20 protein-coding genes are annotated in these 21,179 nt (G+C 50.7%); 6 read left to right on the top strand and 14 right to left on the bottom strand.

Annotated features, from left to right (window positions below; translation table 11 throughout):
• Positions 1–6: 6 nt before the first annotated feature.
• Positions 7–978: an ABC transporter permease gene (locus tag ABEW73_RS17830; RefSeq protein WP_076323853.1), complete on the bottom strand. Its 972-nt coding sequence runs from the start codon at positions 976–978 to the stop codon at positions 7–9.
• Between the two features lie 422 nt (positions 979–1,400).
• On the opposite strand from ABEW73_RS17830, the gene ABEW73_RS17825 reads away from it, so the two are divergent.
• On the top strand, positions 1,401–2,435 hold the full coding sequence (locus ABEW73_RS17825) for a glycoside hydrolase family 18 protein (RefSeq protein WP_430166701.1): 1,035 nt from the start codon (positions 1,401–1,403) through the stop codon (positions 2,433–2,435).
• 450 nt (positions 2,436–2,885) lie between these two features.
• On the opposite strand, the gene ABEW73_RS17820 is transcribed toward ABEW73_RS17825, so the two are convergent.
• Together ABEW73_RS17820 and ABEW73_RS17815 are read right to left on the bottom strand one after the other, a co-directional pair.
• Entirely contained in the window at positions 2,886–3,113 is a 228-nt protein-coding gene (locus tag ABEW73_RS17820; RefSeq protein WP_430166700.1) for a DUF378 domain-containing protein, read from the bottom strand.
• Between the two features lie 153 nt (positions 3,114–3,266).
• Positions 3,267–4,163 (bottom strand): LysR family transcriptional regulator, encoded by an 897-nt coding sequence (locus tag ABEW73_RS17815; RefSeq protein ID WP_430166698.1) that lies wholly within the window; start codon positions 4,161–4,163, stop codon positions 3,267–3,269.
• A gap of 159 nt (positions 4,164–4,322) precedes the next feature.
• Between ABEW73_RS17815 and ABEW73_RS17810 the strand changes: the two genes are divergently transcribed.
• Positions 4,323–5,366: a YeiH family protein gene (locus ABEW73_RS17810; protein ID WP_430166696.1), complete on the top strand. Its 1,044-nt coding sequence runs from the start codon at positions 4,323–4,325 to the stop codon at positions 5,364–5,366.
• A gap of 347 nt (positions 5,367–5,713) precedes the next feature.
• Positions 5,714–7,183, top strand: a complete 1,470-nt coding sequence (locus ABEW73_RS17805; protein WP_430166694.1) for an alpha-amylase — start codon at positions 5,714–5,716, stop codon at positions 7,181–7,183.
• Between the two features lie 134 nt (positions 7,184–7,317).
• Here ABEW73_RS17805 and ABEW73_RS17800 read toward each other — a convergent pair whose 3' ends face one another.
• Both ABEW73_RS17800 and ABEW73_RS17795 read right to left on the bottom strand, forming a co-directional pair.
• Positions 7,318–8,217 (bottom strand): ABC transporter permease subunit, encoded by a 900-nt coding sequence (locus tag ABEW73_RS17800; RefSeq protein ID WP_430166692.1) that lies wholly within the window; start codon positions 8,215–8,217, stop codon positions 7,318–7,320.
• A gap of 18 nt (positions 8,218–8,235) precedes the next feature.
• Entirely contained in the window at positions 8,236–9,144 is a 909-nt protein-coding gene (locus ABEW73_RS17795; RefSeq protein ID WP_430166690.1) for an ABC transporter permease subunit, read from the bottom strand.
• Between the two features lie 263 nt (positions 9,145–9,407).
• On the opposite strand from ABEW73_RS17795, the gene ABEW73_RS17790 reads away from it, so the two are divergent.
• The gene (locus ABEW73_RS17790; RefSeq protein WP_430166689.1) at positions 9,408–9,884 is read left to right on the top strand and encodes a glutathione peroxidase; all 477 of its coding nucleotides are present in this window, start codon (positions 9,408–9,410) and stop codon (positions 9,882–9,884) included.
• Positions 9,885–10,047: 163 nt separating this feature from the next.
• Here the strand turns inward: ABEW73_RS17790 and ABEW73_RS17785 are convergent, their stop codons facing one another.
• Complete coding sequence (locus tag ABEW73_RS17785; RefSeq protein ID WP_430166688.1) at positions 10,048–12,021, bottom strand: glycoside hydrolase family 127 protein; 1,974 nt, start codon at positions 12,019–12,021, stop codon at positions 10,048–10,050.
• A 138-nt stretch (positions 12,022–12,159) separates the two neighbouring features.
• On the opposite strand from ABEW73_RS17785, the gene ABEW73_RS17780 reads away from it, so the two are divergent.
• Positions 12,160–12,984 carry a helix-turn-helix domain-containing protein gene (locus ABEW73_RS17780; RefSeq protein ID WP_430166687.1) on the top strand — a complete coding sequence of 275 codons (825 nt, stop codon included), beginning with the start codon at positions 12,160–12,162 and terminating at the stop codon, positions 12,982–12,984.
• A gap of 166 nt (positions 12,985–13,150) precedes the next feature.
• Here ABEW73_RS17780 and ABEW73_RS17775 read toward each other — a convergent pair whose 3' ends face one another.
• The 4 genes from ABEW73_RS17775 to ABEW73_RS17760 all read right to left on the bottom strand — a co-directional run bounded on the left by ABEW73_RS17775 (position 13,151) and on the right by ABEW73_RS17760 (position 15,404).
• Complete coding sequence (locus ABEW73_RS17775; protein WP_430166685.1) at positions 13,151–13,552, bottom strand: VOC family protein; 402 nt, start codon at positions 13,550–13,552, stop codon at positions 13,151–13,153.
• Positions 13,553–13,581: 29 nt separating this feature from the next.
• A complete protein-coding gene (locus ABEW73_RS17770; protein WP_430166683.1) occupies positions 13,582–14,079 on the bottom strand; it encodes an SRPBCC family protein in 498 nt (165 codons plus the stop codon).
• 85 nt (positions 14,080–14,164) lie between these two features.
• A complete protein-coding gene (locus tag ABEW73_RS17765; protein ID WP_430166681.1) occupies positions 14,165–14,509 on the bottom strand; it encodes an ArsR/SmtB family transcription factor in 345 nt (114 codons plus the stop codon).
• 154 nt (positions 14,510–14,663) lie between these two features.
• Positions 14,664–15,404: an HAD family hydrolase gene (locus tag ABEW73_RS17760; RefSeq protein WP_430166680.1), complete on the bottom strand. Its 741-nt coding sequence runs from the start codon at positions 15,402–15,404 to the stop codon at positions 14,664–14,666.
• A gap of 205 nt (positions 15,405–15,609) precedes the next feature.
• On the opposite strand from ABEW73_RS17760, the gene ABEW73_RS17755 reads away from it, so the two are divergent.
• Positions 15,610–16,494 (top strand): class I SAM-dependent methyltransferase, encoded by an 885-nt coding sequence (locus tag ABEW73_RS17755; protein ID WP_430166678.1) that lies wholly within the window; start codon positions 15,610–15,612, stop codon positions 16,492–16,494.
• Between the two features lie 125 nt (positions 16,495–16,619).
• On the opposite strand, the gene ABEW73_RS17750 is transcribed toward ABEW73_RS17755, so the two are convergent.
• From ABEW73_RS17750 to ABEW73_RS17735, 4 genes are all read right to left on the bottom strand, one after another.
• On the bottom strand, positions 16,620–17,387 hold the full coding sequence (locus tag ABEW73_RS17750; RefSeq protein ID WP_430166676.1) for a YheC/YheD family protein: 768 nt from the start codon (positions 17,385–17,387) through the stop codon (positions 16,620–16,622).
• Between the two features lie 555 nt (positions 17,388–17,942).
• Positions 17,943–18,764: a carbohydrate ABC transporter permease gene (locus tag ABEW73_RS17745; RefSeq protein WP_430166674.1), complete on the bottom strand. Its 822-nt coding sequence runs from the start codon at positions 18,762–18,764 to the stop codon at positions 17,943–17,945.
• A complete protein-coding gene (locus tag ABEW73_RS17740; RefSeq protein WP_430166906.1) occupies positions 18,761–19,672 on the bottom strand; it encodes a carbohydrate ABC transporter permease in 912 nt (303 codons plus the stop codon). The genes ABEW73_RS17745 and ABEW73_RS17740 overlap by 4 nt, the downstream gene beginning before the upstream one ends.
• Before the next feature lie 92 nt (positions 19,673–19,764).
• Positions 19,765–21,069, bottom strand: a complete 1,305-nt coding sequence (locus ABEW73_RS17735) for an ABC transporter substrate-binding protein (protein ID WP_430166673.1) — start codon at positions 21,067–21,069, stop codon at positions 19,765–19,767.
• Positions 21,070–21,179: the final 110 nt, after the last annotated feature.

Raw genomic sequence — 21,179 nt, 5'->3', positions numbered from 1 at the left:
CCCCTTCTACCACAGGCTGTTTTCGCTGGTGCGACGAGCGATTTGGTTCACCGCAATCAGCAGAATCGCATTAATGACCGAATTGAACAATCCGACGGCGGTAGAGAAGCTGTACTGCGCGTCAACCAGACCGGAACGATAAACAAAAGTCGAGATAACATCGGAAGAGCTCATATTCAGCGGGTTCTGCAGCAGCAGGATTTTCTCGAATCCGACGCCCAAAATGCTGCCCATGTTCAGGATCAACAGGATGGTAATCGTAGGTATAATCGCCGGGATGTTGATGTGCAGAATCCGTTTGAACCGGCTTGCTCCGTCCACGACAGCTGCTTCATGCAGCTGAGGATCGACACCCGATAAGGCTGCGAGATATATAATGGTACCCCAGCCTGCACTCTGCCAGACGCCGGACAGCACATACACCGTCTTGAACCATGCAGGGTCCGTCAGGAATTGCGGCGCCTGAAAGCCAAGCATTTCCACAAAGTTAACAATCATGCCGGACGAAGGCGACAAGAAGGTAATGATCATACCGGACATGACAACGACCGAAATAAAATGCGGTGCATACGTGACGGTCTGTACGGTACGTTTAAAGAACGAATCCTTCACTTCATTGAAGGCCAGTGCCAGAATGATGGGCAGCGGAAAACCGATAGCCAGCTCGTACAAGCTGATGCTCAAGGTATTCCAGAGCAAATCCCAGAAGTAATAAGAGTTAAAGAAGCGTTCGAAGTGGTCGAATCCGACCCACGGGCTTCCCGTTATTCCCAACGTCGGGATGAAGTTTTTGAAGGCGATTTGGATCCCGTACATCGGGCCATAATGGAAAATGACAAAATACAGAAATGCCGGAGCTATAAACAAATACAACTCCCAGTTTCGAATCATCCTCCTCCATAATGTATTTTTCTTACGATTCGGCATCGTGTTAACCGATAAGCTTTGCGACAGGGCGGATTGACCATCTTGCTGCATAGGTTGCCCCCTCCTTTTCTAATGAAAATCCGGCCATTTTTTTCGGAAAAGCACCCCTGTTTAATGTAAAAGAAAGAGCCTTCCTGACCACTCCTTAGCGTGCAGCTTTTCGCCCGCTTCAGAAATGTTAACGCTTACATCCCAAGTGTATGGACCGCGGCACTATCCGTAAATATGTCATTTTCAATGGTCTAATGAAAACGGCTTCATGCATTGGTATGACGGGCTTTTTACGTCCTTTTCACTCTTGTCATTGTCGTTTTCAGGCAAGAAAACATGTGGTTTTTGACCCTTCCCCTCCGGCAAATTGTCATTCCGGCCAATGGGATGAGCCTTGACAGATGTCATATCTGACCGTAAGTTGGAAAAATAAACCGTAAAAGCAAAACTGACATATTCTAAAAGAAACGAGGTATTCACGTATGCAGCCATCATCCTGGATTTTAGCCGGTTATGCAGGGCGCAGAGTCTTATCCGAGATCACCGCCGAGGATGCCAAGCGGCTCACTCACTTGAACGTCGCTTTCGCCCATCTCCAAGAAGACAAGATTACGTATACCGACACGAACACCATTCACGAGATCCAACGCCTGAAAACCGTCAATCCCCAGTTAACCGTTCTGCTGTCCGTTGGCGGCTGGGGCTCCGGCGGATTCTCGGAAGCTGCAGCCACGCTCGAAGGAAGACAAAGCGTGTGTGAATCGGCCATCAAACTGCTGCAAGAGTTTCCATTCGACGGCATTGACCTGGACTGGGAGTATCCATGCTACTCGATAGCCGGAACGGCGGCATCGCCAAGCGACAAGGAGAACTTCACGCTGCTGCTGAAGGAGCTCCGGGAAACACTGGATCAGTACGGGCGGGGCAAGAAGCATTATCTGCTCACGATCGCGGCCGGGGCCGATCAATACTATATCGATGGTACCGAGATCCATAACATCCACCCCTATCTCGATTTCATTCAGCTGATGACGTACGACATGCGCGGCGGATTCCAGACGATGACGGGCCATCACACCAACCTGTACACCTCCACCGGCGATCTGTTCCGAATCAGCGTCGATGCTTCCGTCCGCCTGTTCACCCTAGCCGGTGTGCCGCGCGAAAAAATCGTGATCGGCGCCGCATTCTACTCCAGGAAGTGGAAGGATGTGCCGGATGTGAACAACGGCTACCTCCAGGTCGCCCCATCCTCCGGTGGTTACGGCCCGACCTATACCCAGCTCGCAGCCGAGTATCTTAGCAATCCTTCATATAAGCGGTACTGGGACGATGAAGCCAAAGCGCCATTTTTATTCGATGGCAGCAGCTTCATCACTTACGATGATGCCGAATCCCTGACTCATAAATGCAAATATATACAAGATCAAGGCTTGGCTGGTATTATGTTCTGGGAATACAGCTGTGATGCGACACACAGCCTGCTGGATGCGATGTACAATGCATTCCACTCCTAAAACTTGCCTGAGTCGTAACAGCCTCACTCCCCTTCAGCGTATCTTTATTTCGCTATTCGTTCCGGACTCTTTCGTTATGGTGAAGGAGTCCTTTTTCACTGCTTACGCAAAAAAAGAGACTGGCGACAGATATCATGTAATGTTTTCTACCATTTCGTTGACTTCCGATTTCTGCACTGCAATGGCTTGACTTTATTCTATGAGTCCCTTCCAAACTTCGTAAATATGTCGTTTTTATCTTTAACTATAGAGCATGCAAAGCCTCATAAACACTGGAAATTTCATACTGTATATGTTGATCTTGCACCTCACATGAAGATTACAATTCACTGACAATCTTGAGATTTGGACAGAAAAAAAGCCATTCCTGAATACGGAACGGCTTTTTTAATCTATGAGATTATGGATATCTCTCTTTATTCATGTCATTTATGTGTTATTAAATGTAACCTATTTAGCTGTTCTAGCAGTATTTCGGTCGTCATTCGTAACATCACCAAAGAAACGGATCGAGTACAATGCACACAGACCGACAATCGTATAGATAATGCGGGACCCTGCGGAGCTCTGTCCTCCAAATAATGCAGCTACCAGGTCGTATTGAAACAGGCCGACCAAAAGCCAGTTAATGCCCCCGATAATCAATAACAGCAAAGCAATTGTATTAAATGTTCTCATCGTTTAACCCCCCTTGCGTCCGATTTTCACATCATTCGTTACATGGTTTGTTTTTCTAAGGATTTTAGTATCTATTTTTAACCAATTATCGCGTTTGTAATCATGTCCGAACAAAAAAATATCCCCTTAACGGGGATGCTCTTGCACCGAGATTTAGACTCCTTTGGGAAAACCCCGCTTATGATGCAGAAGCTCAAGAAATACCTCAACGGCCTTGGTATGATAAGGTGTCTTCTGCGTAATCCATGAGAACTGCCGGGCCACCGGCTTGCCGTTCGGTATCAGCATGTGCAGCGTTCCGAGTTGAACTTCCTTGCGCACCGCCCATCTCGACAACAGCGTGACGCCAAGGCCTGCCTCCACGGATTCCTTGATCAGCTGGGTGCTTCCGAACTCCACGATATGCTGAGGGTGAATATGATACCGTGAGAACATCCGCTCCGTTGCCGCGCGGGTGCCTGATCCGGCTTCCCTGACAATCCAGGTCTCATCCGCAAGTTCGGAGAGCGATAGCTCTTGCAGATGGTCATACCGCCCGTCCCGGGGAACCATCACCACCATCTCATCCTCGGCAAAGGCCTCGATATGCAGCTTCTCATCCTGATAATCCCCTTCCACGATGCCAATATCCGCCTCATGGCGCAGGATCATCTCCGCCACCTCCGTGGTGTTCCCGATCATAATCGATGGGCGGATCAAGGGATAATGTTCCCTCATATAAGCGATCAAATGCGGCAGCATATATTCCCCGAAGGTGTAGCTGGAGCCAATGGACAAATTGCCGCTTGCCCGATGCATCAAATCGTCCACAAGCGTGTTCATGCGGGTGTACAAACCCAGAATGTCCTTCGCATGATGATATACAATCTCTCCGGCTTTTGTCAGCCGGACATATTTATTGGTTCTCTCCAGCAGCTTGGTGCCAACAGACCGCTCGAGCGATTGGATATATTGGCTTACCGCGGGCTGTGTCATCAGCAGTTCCTCGGCCGCACGGGTAAAATTCCCCTTCTCTACCACCGTAACGAATACCTCCAATGTTGGATCCACGCTTTCGGCCTCCTTCGTTTGCAATATCCACGAATGGTTATGATCTATATTATCATAACTTATCACTTATGATTATCATCATAATGATTTATTTTTCTTATCCAGCGGAATGAGATACGATGGGTTCAGACCAACCGAACGAATCGGAGGTTACATCTTATGACAGAGCCAGCTTATTCCAAATCACAAGAACACGTCCATCGCCTGGTTCGATGGACACAGCATACGTTGCCCGCCGCCGCAGGCGGCATTGCCTTTACCTTTGTCATCGCCCTCATCGGTTACGCATTAGCAAGCGTGCCAGGCCTTGGCTACCTTGGCCAGCTCGCATGGGCGATTCTCATCGCCGCGATATACCGGCAGCTGCGCGGTTACCCGGAGAGACTGCGCATTGGAATCCAATTCACGGCCAAGCGGCTGCTGCGTGTAGCGATTATACTATATGGCTTAAAGCTGAATATCGGCATCGTATTCCAGCAAGGCCTCGGTTTAATGATGAGAGATGTCATCAGCGTTGTATTTGCCATTGCGCTTACCCTGCTGATTGCCAAATGGCTGAAGGCCGATATGTCCCTGTCCCTCTTGCTCGGCATTGGAACCGGCGTATGCGGTGCGGCGGCCATTGCTGCCGTGTCCCCGATTCTCAAGGCGAAGGAGAAGGACACCGCGCTTGGAGCAGGGCTTATCGCCTTTCTTGGAACCATCGTTGCTATCGGATATACCCTCGTCCAGCCTCTGCTCCCTTTAACAGACACCCAATATGGCGTGTGGTCGGGCGTAAGTCTTCATGAAATCGCCCATGTAGCACTGGCAGCTGCTCCGGCAGGTGAGGACGCCCTTGCGATTAGTCTGCTTGCCAAGCTGGGACGCGTATTTTTGCTTGTACCGCTCAGTATCGTGCTCATGGTCTGGATGAAGCGCACCGGGCGTTTACAGAGTCAAACACGGATGGAGTTTCCCTGGTTCCTGCTGGGCTTCATGGCAGCGAGTGTACTGGGAAGCTGGGAATTTACCGGACAACCGATCATTCCCCTGCCGATCAAGGATTGGATTTCTCAGGCGGCCTCCTTTATTCTTGCCATGGCCATGGTGGGACTTGGCCTGAATGTCCACTTGAAGGATGTACGCGGTGCCTGGCGGCCGCTGCTGGCCATGTCCATCACCACCGTGCTGCTGATCCTGCTTACTTATGCCATGGCATAAGTAAGCGGAAGGCAGCCAATATGTAAGGAACGAACACCATCTCTAGCGTTGAATTATGCGCTGGGAATGGTGTTTTTTGCGTACATGATCAGTCTGGGGTGCGTGTGTTTGCCGCGGGTTTCGGGTTCGTGTGTACAGCTTACGATCCTTCCCCAAATCAAAAACCCGCGACGCAGATTCGCCAAGTCCCCCAGGGAACCCCCGTCTTTTTCTTTCCATTTTAGGGTAAAACTAAATGTATGCGGTCCTCCATTTCGAGTGGAAGGTTTAGCTCCCCTGCTTTCTTGGGTATTTGAGCTTAGTATGCAGCATTCATGCAGAGCTATCATGATAGAGGAGATGGAAGTATGCAACGAAATCATACGATTATGCAATTTTTCGAATGGCATGTTGCTGCCGATGGCTCGCACTGGAACCGACTCAAGAACGCAGCCCCGGAGCTGAGCAAGGCAGGGATCGATGCGGTATGGATTCCTCCGGTGACGAAGGCATCGTCCGCTGAGGACAATGGTTATGGCGTGTACGACCTGTATGATCTGGGAGAGTTCGATCAGAAGGGAACGGTTCGCACGAAGTACGGAACCAAACTGGAATTGATCGATGCCATCGCGGCCTGCCACAAGAACGGGATTGCCGTCTATGTGGATCTGGTCATGAACCATAAGGCCGGTGCAGATGAAACCGAGCGGTTTCGGGTTGTGCAGGTCGACGAGATGGATCGGACCAAGGATATATCGAAGCCATTCGAGATTGAAGGCTGGACCAAATTCACCTTCCCTGGCCGAGGGGATCAATACTCCTCGTTCCAATGGAATTTTACGCATTTTAACGGTACCGATTACGACGATATCAGCAAGCGTTCAGGCATTTACCGGATCGTCGGCGAGAATAAATCATGGAGCGATAACGTTGACAATGAATTCGGCAATTACGACTACCTGATGTTTGCCAACATTGATTACAGTCATCCGGATGTACGCAAGGAAATGGTGGCATGGGGCAAGTGGCTGGTGGATACGCTGCAATGCAGTGGTTTCCGGCTGGATGCGATCAAGCATATTAACCATGACTTCATTAAAGAATTTGCCACCGCCATGAAAAAAAAGCGCGGAGATGATTTTTACATCGTGGGCGAGTTCTGGAATCCCGAGCTTCAGGACTGTCGAAACTTTCTGGATACGGTGGATTATAGGATCGATCTTTTTGACGTGTCTCTTCACTATAAACTCCAAGCGGCTTCCAAAGCCGGCCGTTCCTTTGATCTGCGGACGATCTTCGACGACACGCTTGTGCAATCGCACCCGATGAATGCCGTCACGTTTGTGGACAACCACGACTCACAGCCGCAGGAATCGCTGGAATCCTGGGTGGAGGATTGGTTCAAGCAGAGCGCTTATGCGTTGATCCTGCTGCGAAAGGACGGATATCCTTCCGTCTTCTATGGCGATTATTACGGAATCGGCGGCGAGAAGCCCATTCCCGGCAAAAGGGAAGCGATTGACCCGCTGCTCTATGCCAGAGCGAATCGGGCGTATGGCGAACAGGATGATTATTTTGACCATCCGAATACGATAGGTTGGGTTCGCCGCGGCATCCAGGAAATCGAGTTTTCCGGCTGCGCGGTGGTCATTGCCAATGGTGAAGCCGGGGATAAGCGGATGTTTGTCGGCGAACATCGAGCCGGAGAGGTATGGGTGGATCTGACCCGCACCCGGAAGGATCGCATAACGATCGGCAAGGATGGCTTCGCTCTTTTTCCGGTGAACGGCGGCAGTGTATCTGTCTGGGCTCATCCGGATATTCCCGTAAAAGTGTAAACAGCAGCATACTTTCTGATATTTTGAAAAGAACCGGAGGAATCTGGATTTCACCAAAGTCTCTCCCCTGTAAGGGATACAAGCGGCGAAGGCCTTCATTCTTCCGGTTCTTGGCGTTAACAGTTAAATACCGATCAGCCCTTAACTTGAAAACGACGGCGCAGGCCTTCGCCTAACAGGTTGAACGTGATAATTAGCAGCATCATCGCAAATGCGGGATAGACAACGAATTGGAACTTTCCTAACCATATGTCCGCTCGATTCTTGGACAGAATCGTCGCCCAGTTGTAGCCGGTCTCCACGAATTCCATGACGTAATAATTAACTTCCTTCCACTCATGACCAAGAAAGATGTTCACGATCGCAAGCTGGCCGAGCAGAAGCATGACCTTTCCCATATCCAAACAGAAGTTGACGATCACTTCGGGGAACATGACCGGAATATAGTAATTTTTCGTCAGTGTCCTCGTTCGAAGTCCTAACGCCATTCCGGCTTCCATATAGGGCTCGCTCGCCATTTTGTGGGCCTGCTGCTGAATCGTGATGGCCACCCGTCCGGCTTCAACGCTGGCCAGAATCAGAATGGCCCAGGCCATCCGCTGCTGGGAGAAGAGAAAGAACGGAAGCGCAAGCAGCAGGGCCGAGGCGAAGACCGGCGGCAAATAGGAGCACAGCTGGTTCCAGAAGGTAATGAACCGGTGGGTGAAGCCCTTTTTCTTACGAGCGATCAATCCCAGGGGCACCCCGATCACATATCGGACAGCCGTAATCGCGAGCACCAGCAGGATCGTATCCTTGGCGGTCACAACCAACTTGCTCAGGTTATCGACCCCCCTCTTATCCGATCCCAGCCAGTTCTTCGAGGAAGGCTTATAGGGCGGAAGGGTCAGCTTCTGCTTCCCATCCTTCATGACCCATCTGGAGGGTTCCTTCTTCAAATCCTTATCAATGAAGGGCATGTAAGGCCCCGCCAGCATAACAAAAACAAAGAATGCGAGCAGCGTGCCTCCAATCCATAAAGGGACATTCTTCAAGTCGACTCACCTCATTTCTTATCGTGGATCAAAGTAATTGCGTGCCGAATGACTGATCCATTGGACGATCATGAACAGCACCATGAAGGAAAATGCGATATAAATAATGACACCCGGTTCATAATTGCCGCCGGTGCCGCTGAACGTATTGAAATCCAGCGCCTGAAACAATCTCCACGCCGCCCCTGGGTAGTTGCGGTAATATTCCACCACGAGCAGGTTGGACAATATGAAGACAAGCAGGCCCGGAAGATGGGTCAAGATGGTCGCGATGCCGTTGCGCAGCATATGTTTATATACGATCTTTCGGTCACTAAGTCCCTTGGCTTTAGCCAGCAGTATGTATAGTTTGCCCTCCTGTGCAAGCAGAGAAGCCGAAGTGATTCGGGCAATGAAGAAAATCGGGTAAATCGACACGAGCAGCGAAGGCAGCACGAAGGCCTCCCAGCCGTCAACCGCAAAATAGCGGATAGCCGGAACATACTTAATGAGCACCCACTGGGCGATCAGCATCAGAAAAAAATCCGGAATGGATTGGAACAGCCATGTGGTCCAGTGTCCCAGCACATTGAATTTGGTCTTGGACAATTTGTAGTCCAGGACTCCCTTCAGAATGCCGAACACGAATCCAATGATTAAAGCGGATACAATAACGAGCAGGCTTTTACCGACGGCTCCAAAAGCGGCGGCTTCTGAAGACTGGCCGGTATACTGCGATTCCCCCAGCGTCCCGTTCTGAATGGCATTTGCAAAATAATCGCGAATATACGTAACATATTCACCCAGATCAAAGGAATAATTCGTCACCCACAAATTGCTGTCCAGCGACAGATTCAAATCCCTCGGAACCAGGACAATGAGGACGATGAACATAAAAGCGAGCAGGCTGGTTACCGTCGTTTTGAGCATTTGTGTTTTTAATCTCATAAAGTCCCCCCACATATGATTTCAGCAGTATACTCTTGTTTCATCTGCTTAAACACTTATTCTACTACTACCATATATCTCCTAAATTCGTCCAGATGAAAATACAAAATTTCACTCTCTATATTTCCGCATCATGTATTGCATTCCAGCATTTGTCATGATATAGCACATAACTGCCGCTACCGTTTATAGCAAATTGCAATCCATGGCGAAAGAATATACTCTGATTGTATATACATCCTATTGGAGGAGGTTCTACGGCGATGTCCATCTATGAATATGAAGTAAAAACGATACGCGGCGAGTCCCAAACGCTCAAATCTTATAAAGGCGACGTTATGCTCATTGTCAACACAGCGACCAAATGCGGCTTTGCCCCTCAATTCGGCGGTTTGGAGAAGCTGCACCAAACCTACCGCGATCAAGGATTGGCCGTTCTCGGTTTCCCCAGCAGTCAGTTCATGAATCAAGAGCTGGAGGAGGACTCCGCGATCGAGGAGGCCTGCAAGCTCAATCATGGCGTCACCTTCCCGTTGTTCTCCAAGATTGATGTGAACGGCACGAACGCTCATCCGCTCTACCGGCATCTAACGAATGAAGCTCCCGGCGCATTGGGCATTAAAGCGATTAAATGGAACTTCACCAAGTTCCTTGTGGACCGCAGCGGCAGGGTGGTCAAGCGCTTTGCGCCAACCGATACTCCGGAGAAAATAGAAGAGGATATCAAGAAGCTGTTATAAACGCAGGCAGCCGATTCGGATAAAAAAGGGCTTGCCCGAGGTCCATCGACCTTGGGGCCTTCACGTCATGCGGTTCGGCATCATCAATCCTTTGCCATTGCATCCTTTGTATGCTGGCTGTTCTGTCAGCTCCCTCTTCGGGAGAGAGCCGACTGTACGATCTTTATACCGTGTGCGGCAGCTCGCGCACCCAAACGGCCATTTCATTCTCGCCACGGTTGCCCCATAAATAGTACGGAATGGCCTTTAATGCCGCAGGAAGCCTCTTTTTCGGAGAGGAGCGATACAGTTCATCGCCCCAATCATCAGACTCCTCAAGCCACCCATCCCCTTCAATGACTACGGCCCCGCCGAGAAAATCCGGGTCGAATCGGGAATGAAGCTTCGGATCGCCTGCGAGCGACAGCGAGGATACCGGCGCTCCATGGTCAACGCTTTCCAGGCAGTATACGAGCGGCCCCCGCTGAATCGCGGCCCTGCCGGCATTCCCCCGTATGTTTGGATTGGCTCTTACTTGATGGATTTCCATGGAGAATGCCAGTTCCACCGTGTCCCCCGATGCCCACACTCTCTTCACGTAGGCATAGCCGTCTTGGGTAATATCCTCCACGATCATCTCTTGCCCGTTCACCCGCATGACGGCTTTGCCGCGCGACCAGTCCGGAATACGGAGAGCGACGGTCCACTCGGCTGCCTGCTCAGGCTGAAGCGTAAGCGTAACATTCCCGTCCCATGGCAGCGCGCTGGTCTGGGTTACTTTCACCGGCACGTTCCCGAACCGGACCTCCGCTTCGCCGCCGATGTATAGATGGGTATACAGCGTATCGTCATTCATCGTATACACGTATTCACCCAGCGACGACAGCAGTCTCGCCACGTTCGGCGGGCAGCAAGCGCAGGCGAACCATCCCGGCCGAACCGGCTTTACATGGAATTTACCCGGATTATGGCGGCAGGCCGTAGGCCATACCTCAAGCGGATTCACATAGAAGAAATGCCGCCCGTCCTGTGCCATGCTGCCAATTACCGTGTTGAACAGCGCGCGCTCCGTCACGTCCGCATACTCCGATTTGGGTGACAGCTGCAGCATGCGCTGGGCAAAAAAGATCAACCCAATGGATGCGCAGGTCTCCGAGTATACGGTATCGTTCGGCAGGTCATAGTCCGTGGTAAACGCCTCGCCGTGATGGGTGGAACCGATTCCCCCGGTAATGTACATCTGTTTACGGACCATGTTATGCCATAGATTTACGCAAGCTTCAAGCAGAGAAGGGTCTTTCGTTCTGGCGGCTAAATCCGCCATCGCCGTATACATGTAAACGGCACGGACCGAATGCCCGACCGCTTCCTTCTGTTCCCTGACCGGCAGGTGACTCTGATGATAAGCCAAATGCGGCGGATGCAGTACCGAGGGGTAGAACGACTTCTTCTCTCGCTGTTCCCACTCCTGAAGGAAAAAGTGAGGTTCTGTCCCGCGCTCATCGATGAAATATAGGCTCAGGTTCAAATATCTCGGCTCTTGAGTCACCTCATACAGTTTCACCAGTGCCAGTTCAATCTCCTGATGGCCGTCGAACCCATGGATTTTGCCATCCTCGGGGCCAAAGACGGTATCGATGTAATCCGCCAAACGGCACACCACGTCCAGCAGCTTCCGTTTGCCCGTCGCCCGGTAGTGCGCGACTCCAGCTTCAATCATATGGCCGGCGCAGTACAGCTCATGGCAATCCGTCAGATTGGTCCAGCGTTTCTCCGGTTCCTTCACCGTAAAATACGTATTCAGATAGCCATCCGGCTGCTGGGCAGCGGCCACAAGATCGATCAGCTCATCCACCTGCTCCTCCAGCTTCGGATCGGGATGAATGGCAAGCGAATAAGCCGCAGCCTCAAGCCATTTGGCGACATCGCTGTCCTGAAACACCATGCCGCCAAATTCACCCTCGTCCCTGCCGGCAGCAATTCGAAAATTGGACACGCCATAACTCGGCTCCACGCCCGGAATTCGATCATGGAGGACTTCATATTGGTATGGGATCACCACTTCCCTTACCAGCTCTATGTAACGGGACCAGAAAGGATCCGTCAGTTTCACTTGCTTCAGAGGGACGGCAGTTGAACGCGAAGTAAGAGTTATCATCTTGGACACACACTCCTTTTGAGATTAGATAGGATAAAGCCTCGACACATCCCATTCTACGTTCTATGATAGGATGAAAACGATAACAGAATTGACCTAATTCCTTATACGATTTCACACTTCCCTGGAGGTGTTACCATGACGGAACGGAGCGTTCTTTCCTTTCCTTCGCCGCCGCTCCCCTACTTCCTTGAATCCGGAAAAACACACTATATGCCGGGCGAGTCGCATCCTAACCGGAGAAACCTTGGCGTTTTCGATCTCATCCTGGTTCAACGCGGCTGCTTGTTCCTGGGCGAGGAGGACATGCAGTGGGCGCTTGGCCCAGGGGATTCCGTTGTATTATTGCCGGATGCGTACCATTACGCCGTGCAGGGGTGCCGGGAGGAAACCTCCTTTTATTGGCTGCATTTTCAGTCCGCAGCATCAAGCGCAGCCGATGATGATTCGATCTCACACAACATTAAGCTGCCGAGGCATGGCCCTATCCCTTATCCGGAGCAAGCCTATCAACTGTTCGAGTCCCTGCACCTACTGGCAACGGAACCAAGGTCCACGGCATTTTGGCGGGAACAAACGCTGTTTATCGAGCTCCTAGTGCTGCTGGACCCGTCGAGATCGGGGCAGGAACAATCGCGGGTACGCAAAATCGCGGAGCAGGTAGAGTCCTATATCAAAATGCATTACCGTGAGCCTATCAGCAACGCACGTTTATCATCCGATCTGCATTTCCACTACAATTACCTAACACGGTGCATGAAAGAATCACACGGCGTGACGCCAACGGAGTACCTGCTTCAATATCGCCTGGACCAGGCGAAGCGGCTGCTGCTGACCACCCAGTGGTCCATGGCGCGTATTGCGGAGCATGTGGGGTTTCAATACCCGCCCTATTTCTCCCGCCGCTTCTCCGCACGTTTCGGCCTATCGCCGCTGCAATTCCGTAAGCAGTATACGGAGTAAGAAGCGAAGATGGGGCCAGCTTCGAGACACCCTACACTCTGCCATTCGGTTGGCAAGGGGATCGGCGGGGTCTTGATCGCGGAGCAACGAGCTGGCGATGCATTGTCAGCACCAAAAAGAGACGGACCCCTCCAGGGCCCGTCTCTAATGGATCGATTGCGTAACGTTACGCTTCATTCGGCAGATTAAGCTGCCATGATACGCCGAACTTGTCCGCGATCCAGCCGAATTTTTGGCTAAAGCCATAGTTGTCCAGCGGCATCATCGCACCTCCGCCATCAATTAATGCCCCGTACACCTTCTCGATCTCCGCTTCCGATTCGCAAGTCAGATAGATGGAGAAGGAAGGCGTGAACGTGAAATCATGCTTCACATTGCTGTCGATGCACATGAACGTTTGCCCCTTCAACGAAAAGGTGGCATGCATGACACTTCCCTCGGCTCCCGGCTGATTGGGGCCATAACGGACAATGCTTGTAATTTCGGAATCCTCGATAATGGAAATGTAATGGTTCATGGCTTCTTCGGCATTACCTTGAAACATTAAAAACGGGGTAACACTCTTCATGGACAAAACACTCTCCCTTGTTCATCAGATTAGGATGGGTAGTTTATCTTTCCTGTCTCAAGCAGCTGCTTCAATCCCTCAAACATATAACCCCATCCATGTTCGGTCTGGGTATGATACTCCGTCAGCGCCTTCTCGATATCCTCTGCGGTCCAATCTTCCTCGTGAGGGACAACGATCTCTTGCGTGAATGTCATCTCGCATCCTGCGTCCACTGCTTTGAACTCAACCGTTATTTGGTCCACGGTGTCGCTGAACTGGGGCATCCTGAAGGTAAGCACCAGCTTGTGGGGCCGATCGATTACAAGATACTCCCCAATGGCCCGGTACTCCTTGCCTTCCCGAACGTCAACAATCTCCCAGGTTCCGCCTACCCGAGGATCATTACGGGCGATCTTGTTCGTCGTTTCCAGCGTAAACAACCATTTGCGCATCATGTCGGGGTTTAACCAGGCATCAAATACTCGTTCCGGCGCTACCTCAAACAAGCGTTTCATGACCAGCGTGGTTGTAGAGGCATTCTCCAATGTTAATCATCCTTCTCATATTCAAAGTGGTATTCCGTCTGTTTCCCTACGTTCTCATCGTTGTCCAGTATATCCAGCCGTATTCCTAATGCTCCTCCTTCTTCGCTTTGTTCAGCTCGCGTTCCAATGCATCAAATTGTCGGGTCCAGAATCGTTCGTAGAATTGCAGCCATTCCAGTGCCCTGGACATGACGCCCGGATTGAGGCGACAGGTATGTGTCCGCCCCTGAATGGATCGATCCAGCAGGCCGGAGCGCTCCAGCACCTTGATATGCTTGGAGGCTGCCGCAAGCGACATGTCAAACGGCTCGGCCAGCTCGGATACGGTCATCTCCCGCGCTGCGATCATGCGCACCATCTCTCTTCGGGTCGGATCAGCCAGCGCGTGGAAGATGTGATCCAGTTGTTCTTCGTTATTTTGTTCAACCATATGGTTAACTATAATGAACGGAACCCATAAAGTCAACCAATCGGTTGAATATTAAGCAAGAAAAAAGCCAAACCCTCCATTTAAAGGGCCTGGCCACGATAATTCTTTAACTTAGTCCTGCTCCGGTAACACTTTGCGCTCGCCGCAGCATTTTTTATCCGATAACCTCATCCAGCAACCGCTCCAGCTCGCCATAACTCGTCACGGTATGCTGCGGTTGATGCTCCGATTCCGGCCCGACGCTCCGATGATTGAACCAAATCACATGCCAACCCGCAGCCAGGGCGCCAACCACATCATTACGCCACGAATCCCCGATGTAATAAGAGCCCTCCGGCATCGTTCCGGTCAGCCGATTCACATGGTGGAAGATCCGAGGATCGGGCTTGTCCCAACCCACGGCTCCGGATACAAACAGACGCTCCTCCGGTATGAGGTCACCCAGCTGCATAGCTACGATTTTATTCATTTGGTGTTCCGCCGGACCATTGGTAATCAAGCCAACGACATGCCCGGCATCCGCCAATTTCTTAAGAAGCTCCCGGGCGCCTTCAAACATCGTGATGTTATACTGCCGGTCCAAGTAGGTCTGCTGTACCGCCTCAGCCTCCTCGAGAGTCAGCTGTATGCCGAATTCGGCCAACGCGAATTGGAAACGACGCCTGCGCATATCCTCAACCGCTTCCCCATAAGCTTCCGTGCCAGCCCCTCCAAGTTCTACGGACAGCTTGTCGCTGTAATAGCGCATCCGGTGATAGGCGTCTTCATAAGGAAACCCGCCAGCAGGGCGGGCAACCTCCTGAACGGCATCACGAAAAGGCGCCAGATGGTCATACAATGTATCATCCACATCGAAGAAGATCCCCTTCGGTGATATTGGTGTCTTCATAAGCATCCCTCTTCCTCATTCGATCTCTCTATTGTACCCGCATCGGCACTCCCCGGGTCAAGCCTATCTGTTAATAAGTTCCTTTCCTATGATATGATGGAATTAAAGCGGCAGGAAGCAGCAATTGGAGCCTTCGTCCGTACTAGAAGCAGCCAAGAAAGCTCGAATTGTACTGCCCGACTCATGTACCCGGATAAGGAGATGAATATTGATGACCAAGGATATGACCGAAGCGTGGAGTAAGGATTTCGTTCCCGATGGCAACCGGGCCAGCAACGTGGACCGTTTCACCGGCTTTGAGGATACCTACGACCAGCATCGTCCCGAAGCTCCCCAGGAGGTTGTCGCCCTGCTGGCAGGATATTTGGAACGCAAGCCCTCTCTCGTTGTCGACTTGGGATGCGGCACGGGATTATCCTCGTTTGCCTGGAGAAACGCAGCCGACCAAGTCATCGGCGTTGAACCGAATGATGATATGCGGGGCAAGGCTATGGCCAAACTGCGATCGCTTCAGCAAGAGGCCGACGCCAGTCACGGTGTGCAGCTTGCCGACATCAAGTTCGTCTCCGGCTACTCGAACCAATTAGCGCTCCCGGATCAGTCCGCGGACATCATCACCTGTTCCCAATCCTTTCACTGGATGGACCCGGCCAGCACGTTGAAGGAGGTTTCCCGCGTTCTGCGTGAGGAAGGGATATTCGCGGTATATGATTGCGACTGGCCGCCGAGCCTGACCTGGAAGGTCGAGCAATCCTACCATGAGCTGATCGAATGGGCAGAGGCCATCATCGACCGTCATGTGGAGACACAGGAGAAGGCTTATAAAGGGAATAAGAACGAGCATCTGAAGCATATCCGGGAGAGCGGGGTGTTCCGGTTCTCTAAAGAGATCGTATTCCATCATATGGAGCCGTTCACCGCTGAACGATATACCGGCCTTGCCGTCAGTCAAGGCGGTATTCAGACCGTGCTCAAGCTGAAACAAACCGAATTGAACGATAGAATCGCACAGTTTCATGCGCTGGTCGAGGAGCACTTCCAAGGACGGACACTTCCCGTTATGCTCAGCTACCGCATGCGGCTTGGTATTAAATAAACACACAGAAAGGGGCAGCTCCAAGATCGTAATGGCCTTGGAGTTACCCCTTCGTTCGTTTTTCAGTGTAACAGGGCTGCCTTTGATTCATTTTATTGAGCTAATATTTCCGTTAGTGCAGCTCTTTATGTTTCGGTTACCTTATCGCCGAAGAGTCGCCCTTTTCGCAGAATGTTGTTCATTTTTTTGATATCCCAGTAATATTTTTGATTGGGTAATTGGGAGAACCCCTTGAAGCCCGGATAAGTAAAATTCACTTCGATAATCCATACATTTCCATTACTATCGACAGCAAAGTCAATACCGATCTTTTGATAATATTTTATCTTCCCGGCCCGATTGCAAATTTTGTTGCTTAGGCGGGTAAGTTGTTTTTTGACACTCGACGCTTTTTCTTTAGAATACCCCAATGACTGCTTCATTGACTCTTCAAAGAGAGTCACATATCCTCGTGAGCTGGTTATATTGGTGACAATACTCTTGGGCCCTGCCACTTTCGAATAAAGCCCGAAAAACTGCCAACGATTCTGCATGTTACGCATCATCATAACCCGGATATCGAAAGGCCTACCGCTAATTTGGGCTAGAGGAATGGCTTTTTGAATGATGTATGGCTGGGACAAAGACCGTTTTTTGATCTCCTTGTACAGTTCGTCCAAAGAAGCACATTTTATTACGGCCCCCCTCAAAAGGACAAAAGCGTATCCGCTGTCTGTTTTCCAAGCTTTTAATATTCCTTTACCCATGTGCTCTTTATCAGGTTTAATATAGACCGCACCATATTTTTCTATAAATATTCTCAAAGTCTGTTCATTGAATAATGTGGTAGGCGGCAAATACTTTCGTATCTCGCGGTCTTTTGAATAGAAGCGATGAAGATACCATTTTCCCACGGCCGTCATTCCTCTCCTGAGTTCCTGATTCTGTTCGTTTGCATTTCATAAGTTACTAACCAACATATTAAAAACATTTTAAAATTCAACGGCTTTTGATGGGGGTTTATAAATCATTTTTTATACCTTAGTTTTTGCTGGTTGACTTGAAGAGCATCCTAAGGCTTCAAAAGTGCGAGGTAAGAAGAAGTAAGGTTTTTACTTCGGATACGCCAGGGGGAATAACTTAGGATTACTGAACCCAAAAAACGGCCGATCTTGTTAGCAGACAGGCAACGCTATATAAGCTCCACCTTTTGATGGCACTATGTAACACTGTTACATTATTGCAGAATGAAAGGATTGCAGCATTAGAGCGATTGACTTTATTACTTTCAGATTGCATTCGGGACATATACATGAACGAAATCTCCCTCAAATGCTGTATGTTCAAATCAAAGATTAAAAAGAAAGACTGACAGCAGCATGTCAGCCTTAAATATGCTCAAAAACCTCTTATGGACCAAAATGGAACACTTGCTAAACCGTCTCACTGTCTCACATAAGCCATCCCGCTCAACCCTTCACGGCACCTGCCGAAATTCCATCAACGAAATATTTCTGTAAGAAGATATATACCAGAATGCTTGGAATGGCAGCTAACAGCGAGCCTGACGCAATCCAGCCGATCTGCGCGCTGTTCTCTCCGAAGAAGCTGGATAACGCAACTGTAATCGTTCTCGCATCCGGCTCTTGCAGGAAGAAGAGCGAAAACTGGTAGTCATTCCAGATCGAGTTCGCATTCATGATGAGAATCGTAGCCGTTACAGGCTTCAGCAGCGGGAAAATGATTCGGAAGAACAGCCCGGTCCTCGTTGCCCCATCGATCATGGCGGCCTCATCGAGTTCCCGCGGAATCGTTCCGATAAAGCTGGTGTAAAGGAAAATCGCCATCGACAGCTGAAACGTCACATGGAGCAGCACGATCCCCAGATACGTATTCATAAATCCGATATCCACGAACAGTTTATACAACGGCACCAGAATCGTAAGCGGCGGAACGATCAACGCGCTGACGAATATACCGTAAACCCATTTATTAAGCTTGGACTGATAGCGCGCCAGAGGAAAAGCGGCAAGCGAGCCAAAAGCCAGAATGAGCACGACCGATAATATCGTGATGACACCCGTATTGAGAAACGCCTGGCCCAGCCGTGCATTCTGCCAGGCGCTCACGAAATTGTCGGTAAACCAGTATCCCGGAAACAGCCACTTCGAGCTCATGTCCCGCATATCCTTGAAAGAAACGGTCAGCAGAATGTAAAAAGGGATGATGTGCACCGACGCCACGGCAAAACCGATGAACGTATAAATCCAAGTACGCTTTCGATGCTTCATTGGGACAGCTCCTTTCGGCGCAAGAAGTACAGGGCTGTCAGACTGATGACGGTAATGAGCAGGAACATCAGATTACCGAGCGCGGCCGCGAGCCCCGCATCCTGACGGGCAAAATAAAGCTCATACATCATAGTGGACAGGGAAGCCGAGGCATACCCCGGTCCGCCGTTTGTCAGCGCTTTAATGACATCGAACAGCTTTAACCCGCCAATCAGATTCAGGATTATGCTGGTGGTAAGGGCCGGCGCAAGCAGCGGGAACGTAATCCGGAAGAAGCGGTTTTTGGCCGTGGCACCGTCGATTTCAGCCGCCTCGTAATAATCCTTCGGAATGCCCTGCAGCCCCGAGAGAAAGATCATCATTGCGATCCCCAGGTACTGGTAGGTGTTAACGACCATAATGATCCACACGTTAATGTTCGGTTCGGCGAGCAGATTGACCGGCGATCCGGTAAACAGCATGATGATGTCATTGATGGCCCCGCCGTTATACTGGAGCAGAAAATACCATATATAACCCATGATGATCGGGCTGACAATGGCAGGGATATAGACGATAACTCTAACGAAGGTCCGGCCCCTGCCGTACTTGTTCAGCAGCAGCGCATACACGAGGCCGAATATATTCTGAAAAAGCGTACTGCCGACACCGTAAATGAGCGTGTTCAGAATGACGGTATGAATTCGGCTGTCCGTCAGCATTCTGTGGTAGTTATCAAGGCCAATGTAATTCATCGCCTGGGAGAACCCATTCCAATCAGTAAAAGAAATGAGCAATCCGCGGAAAAAAGGATAAAAAATAAATACGATAAACAGCAGCAGTGCGGGAACGTACATCCAGTTCAGCATAAAATTCGAATGGGTAAAACGCTTGGTGCCCCGGACCGGAGCGGCTTCACTTCCAGCCATGCCTGTCTTCACTCTCGCTCACACTCCTCTTAGCCAAGTGATAAGGCGCGCATAAGCGCAGCATACATTCCTGCACTTCGCGCGCCTTCATGTTATTCCTTGGACAACCGTTCGACCTCCATCTTCATGGTCTCGCTGAACTGCTCCGGCGTCACCCGGCCGGCCAGGAGCTCGGTGCCCGTCTTGCAGAGCACATCCCACATACCGTTCGGCAAGTAGACACGGTCAAAATAAGGGAAGACGCGAATGTCGGCGTATTGTTCATAGTAAGTGGTCAGTTCATGGTCCGTCTCCACATCCTTAAGTCCGGGAGGGTTCTTCGACACGTTGGAGAGTTCGGCCATATTCTCCGGCTTGGCAAAATACTGCAGCAGCTTCTTGGCTTCATCCGGATGCTTGGAATCCTTCCACAGCGCAAGCGTATTGCGCTCGCCGCCGGCGAATGTCGGCTTATCACCTTCGATCATGGAAGGCACCGGCATAATGCCGATGTTGATGTTCGGATCGATTTTGTGGACGTCATCCATGAATGCAGGCCCTACGAGCACGAACGTTGCTTTGCCTGCGGCAAAGGCTGCCGGAAGGTCACTGCGCTTCGCCGTCAGCACGTCCTCGTTCATGAGGCCCCGCTCCTTCAGATCGACCAGGCTTTGTGCCAGTGGCGTGAAGCCGGACCAGTCGAACGTCCCGTTCAAGAGGGCATCGGCTTGATTATTTGGAGCCGTAATGAGAAGCGGGCTCGCAAAATTGTCCAGGTACTGCCCGATCATCGAATCGTCGATGCCCGAGAGATAGAAGGGTCTCGTCTTGCCTCCACTTTCTTCCTTGATCTTTTCGCCGGCTGCAATTAACTCCTCGAACGTGCTTGGCACCTCGATCCCGTATTCCTTCAGCATATCGGCATTGTACAGGAGTCCGTCCTTCGCTTCGGTCAGTACCAGCGCGTATAACTTGCCATTCTCATCCGTCACCACGTCACGAATCGTGTCGGTGAGATTGGCGGCCCACGGTTCATCCCTCAGATCCGCCAAGTACTCTCCATAACGGAGTTTGGCCCAGCCATGCGTATCAAAAATGTCAGGCAGGTCGTTGGCGGCCATTTTGACCTTCATGGTGTTCTCATAGCCCGTGCTGTCAAACTGGAGGTTGACGCTGATGTCGGGATTCTCCTTGGTGAAGCCGTCCACGATCCCGCGATACACCTCGGTAAGCGACTCATCGGCGACGTTGACCATCATCGACAGCGTGACTTTCGCTTCACCGGAGCCAATTTTGCCCGAGCCGCTGCCGCCGTTGTTCGTGCCTGCGCCTGTTTCTATTGCGTCCGGCCGCGAGGAGCACGCCGTGATCAAGCACAGCAAGGCGACGGCCATGATCCAACATGCACGTTTTTTCATCAATACCCACCTCATTCGAAAATGTATAGTGTAACAATCCTTGCATCATTAAGGTTAGCATACATAATAGCGCTTACATATGATCCAAAACTACGATGTAAGCGCTATTT

It is taken from the genome of Paenibacillus lautus (assembly GCF_050482385.1).
Classification (GTDB): Bacteria; Bacillota; Bacilli; order Paenibacillales; family Paenibacillaceae; genus Paenibacillus_AQ; species Paenibacillus_AQ lautus_B.
This window is presented reverse-complemented; position numbering and strand designations above follow the sequence as displayed.

Excerpts from the sequence above, each read along its gene's own strand:
- ABEW73_RS17830 (WP_076323853.1), bottom strand. The coding sequence starts at position 978 with ATGCAGCAAGATGGTCAATCCGCCCTGTCGCAAAGCTTATCGGTTAAC.
- ABEW73_RS17825 (WP_430166701.1), top strand. The coding sequence starts at position 1,401 with ATGCAGCCATCATCCTGGATTTTAGCCGGTTATGCAGGGCGCAGAGTC.
- ABEW73_RS17820 (WP_430166700.1), bottom strand. The coding sequence starts at position 3,113 with ATGAGAACATTTAATACAATTGCTTTGCTGTTATTGATTATCGGGGGC.
- ABEW73_RS17810 (WP_430166696.1), top strand. The coding sequence starts at position 4,323 with ATGACAGAGCCAGCTTATTCCAAATCACAAGAACACGTCCATCGCCTG.
- ABEW73_RS17805 (WP_430166694.1), top strand. The coding sequence starts at position 5,714 with ATGCAACGAAATCATACGATTATGCAATTTTTCGAATGGCATGTTGCT.
- ABEW73_RS17795 (WP_430166690.1), bottom strand. The coding sequence starts at position 9,144 with ATGAGATTAAAAACACAAATGCTCAAAACGACGGTAACCAGCCTGCTC.
- ABEW73_RS17790 (WP_430166689.1), top strand. The coding sequence starts at position 9,408 with ATGTCCATCTATGAATATGAAGTAAAAACGATACGCGGCGAGTCCCAA.
- ABEW73_RS17785 (WP_430166688.1), bottom strand. The coding sequence starts at position 12,021 with ATGATAACTCTTACTTCGCGTTCAACTGCCGTCCCTCTGAAGCAAGTG.
- ABEW73_RS17780 (WP_430166687.1), top strand. The coding sequence starts at position 12,160 with ATGACGGAACGGAGCGTTCTTTCCTTTCCTTCGCCGCCGCTCCCCTAC.
- ABEW73_RS17775 (WP_430166685.1), bottom strand. The coding sequence starts at position 13,552 with ATGAAGAGTGTTACCCCGTTTTTAATGTTTCAAGGTAATGCCGAAGAA.
- ABEW73_RS17765 (WP_430166681.1), bottom strand. The coding sequence starts at position 14,509 with ATGGTTGAACAAAATAACGAAGAACAACTGGATCACATCTTCCACGCG.
- ABEW73_RS17760 (WP_430166680.1), bottom strand. The coding sequence starts at position 15,404 with ATGCTTATGAAGACACCAATATCACCGAAGGGGATCTTCTTCGATGTG.
- ABEW73_RS17755 (WP_430166678.1), top strand. The coding sequence starts at position 15,610 with ATGACCAAGGATATGACCGAAGCGTGGAGTAAGGATTTCGTTCCCGAT.
- ABEW73_RS17745 (WP_430166674.1), bottom strand. The coding sequence starts at position 18,764 with ATGAAGCATCGAAAGCGTACTTGGATTTATACGTTCATCGGTTTTGCC.
- ABEW73_RS17740 (WP_430166906.1), bottom strand. The coding sequence starts at position 19,672 with ATGGCTGGAAGTGAAGCCGCTCCGGTCCGGGGCACCAAGCGTTTTACC.
- ABEW73_RS17735 (WP_430166673.1), bottom strand. The coding sequence starts at position 21,069 with ATGAAAAAACGTGCATGTTGGATCATGGCCGTCGCCTTGCTGTGCTTG.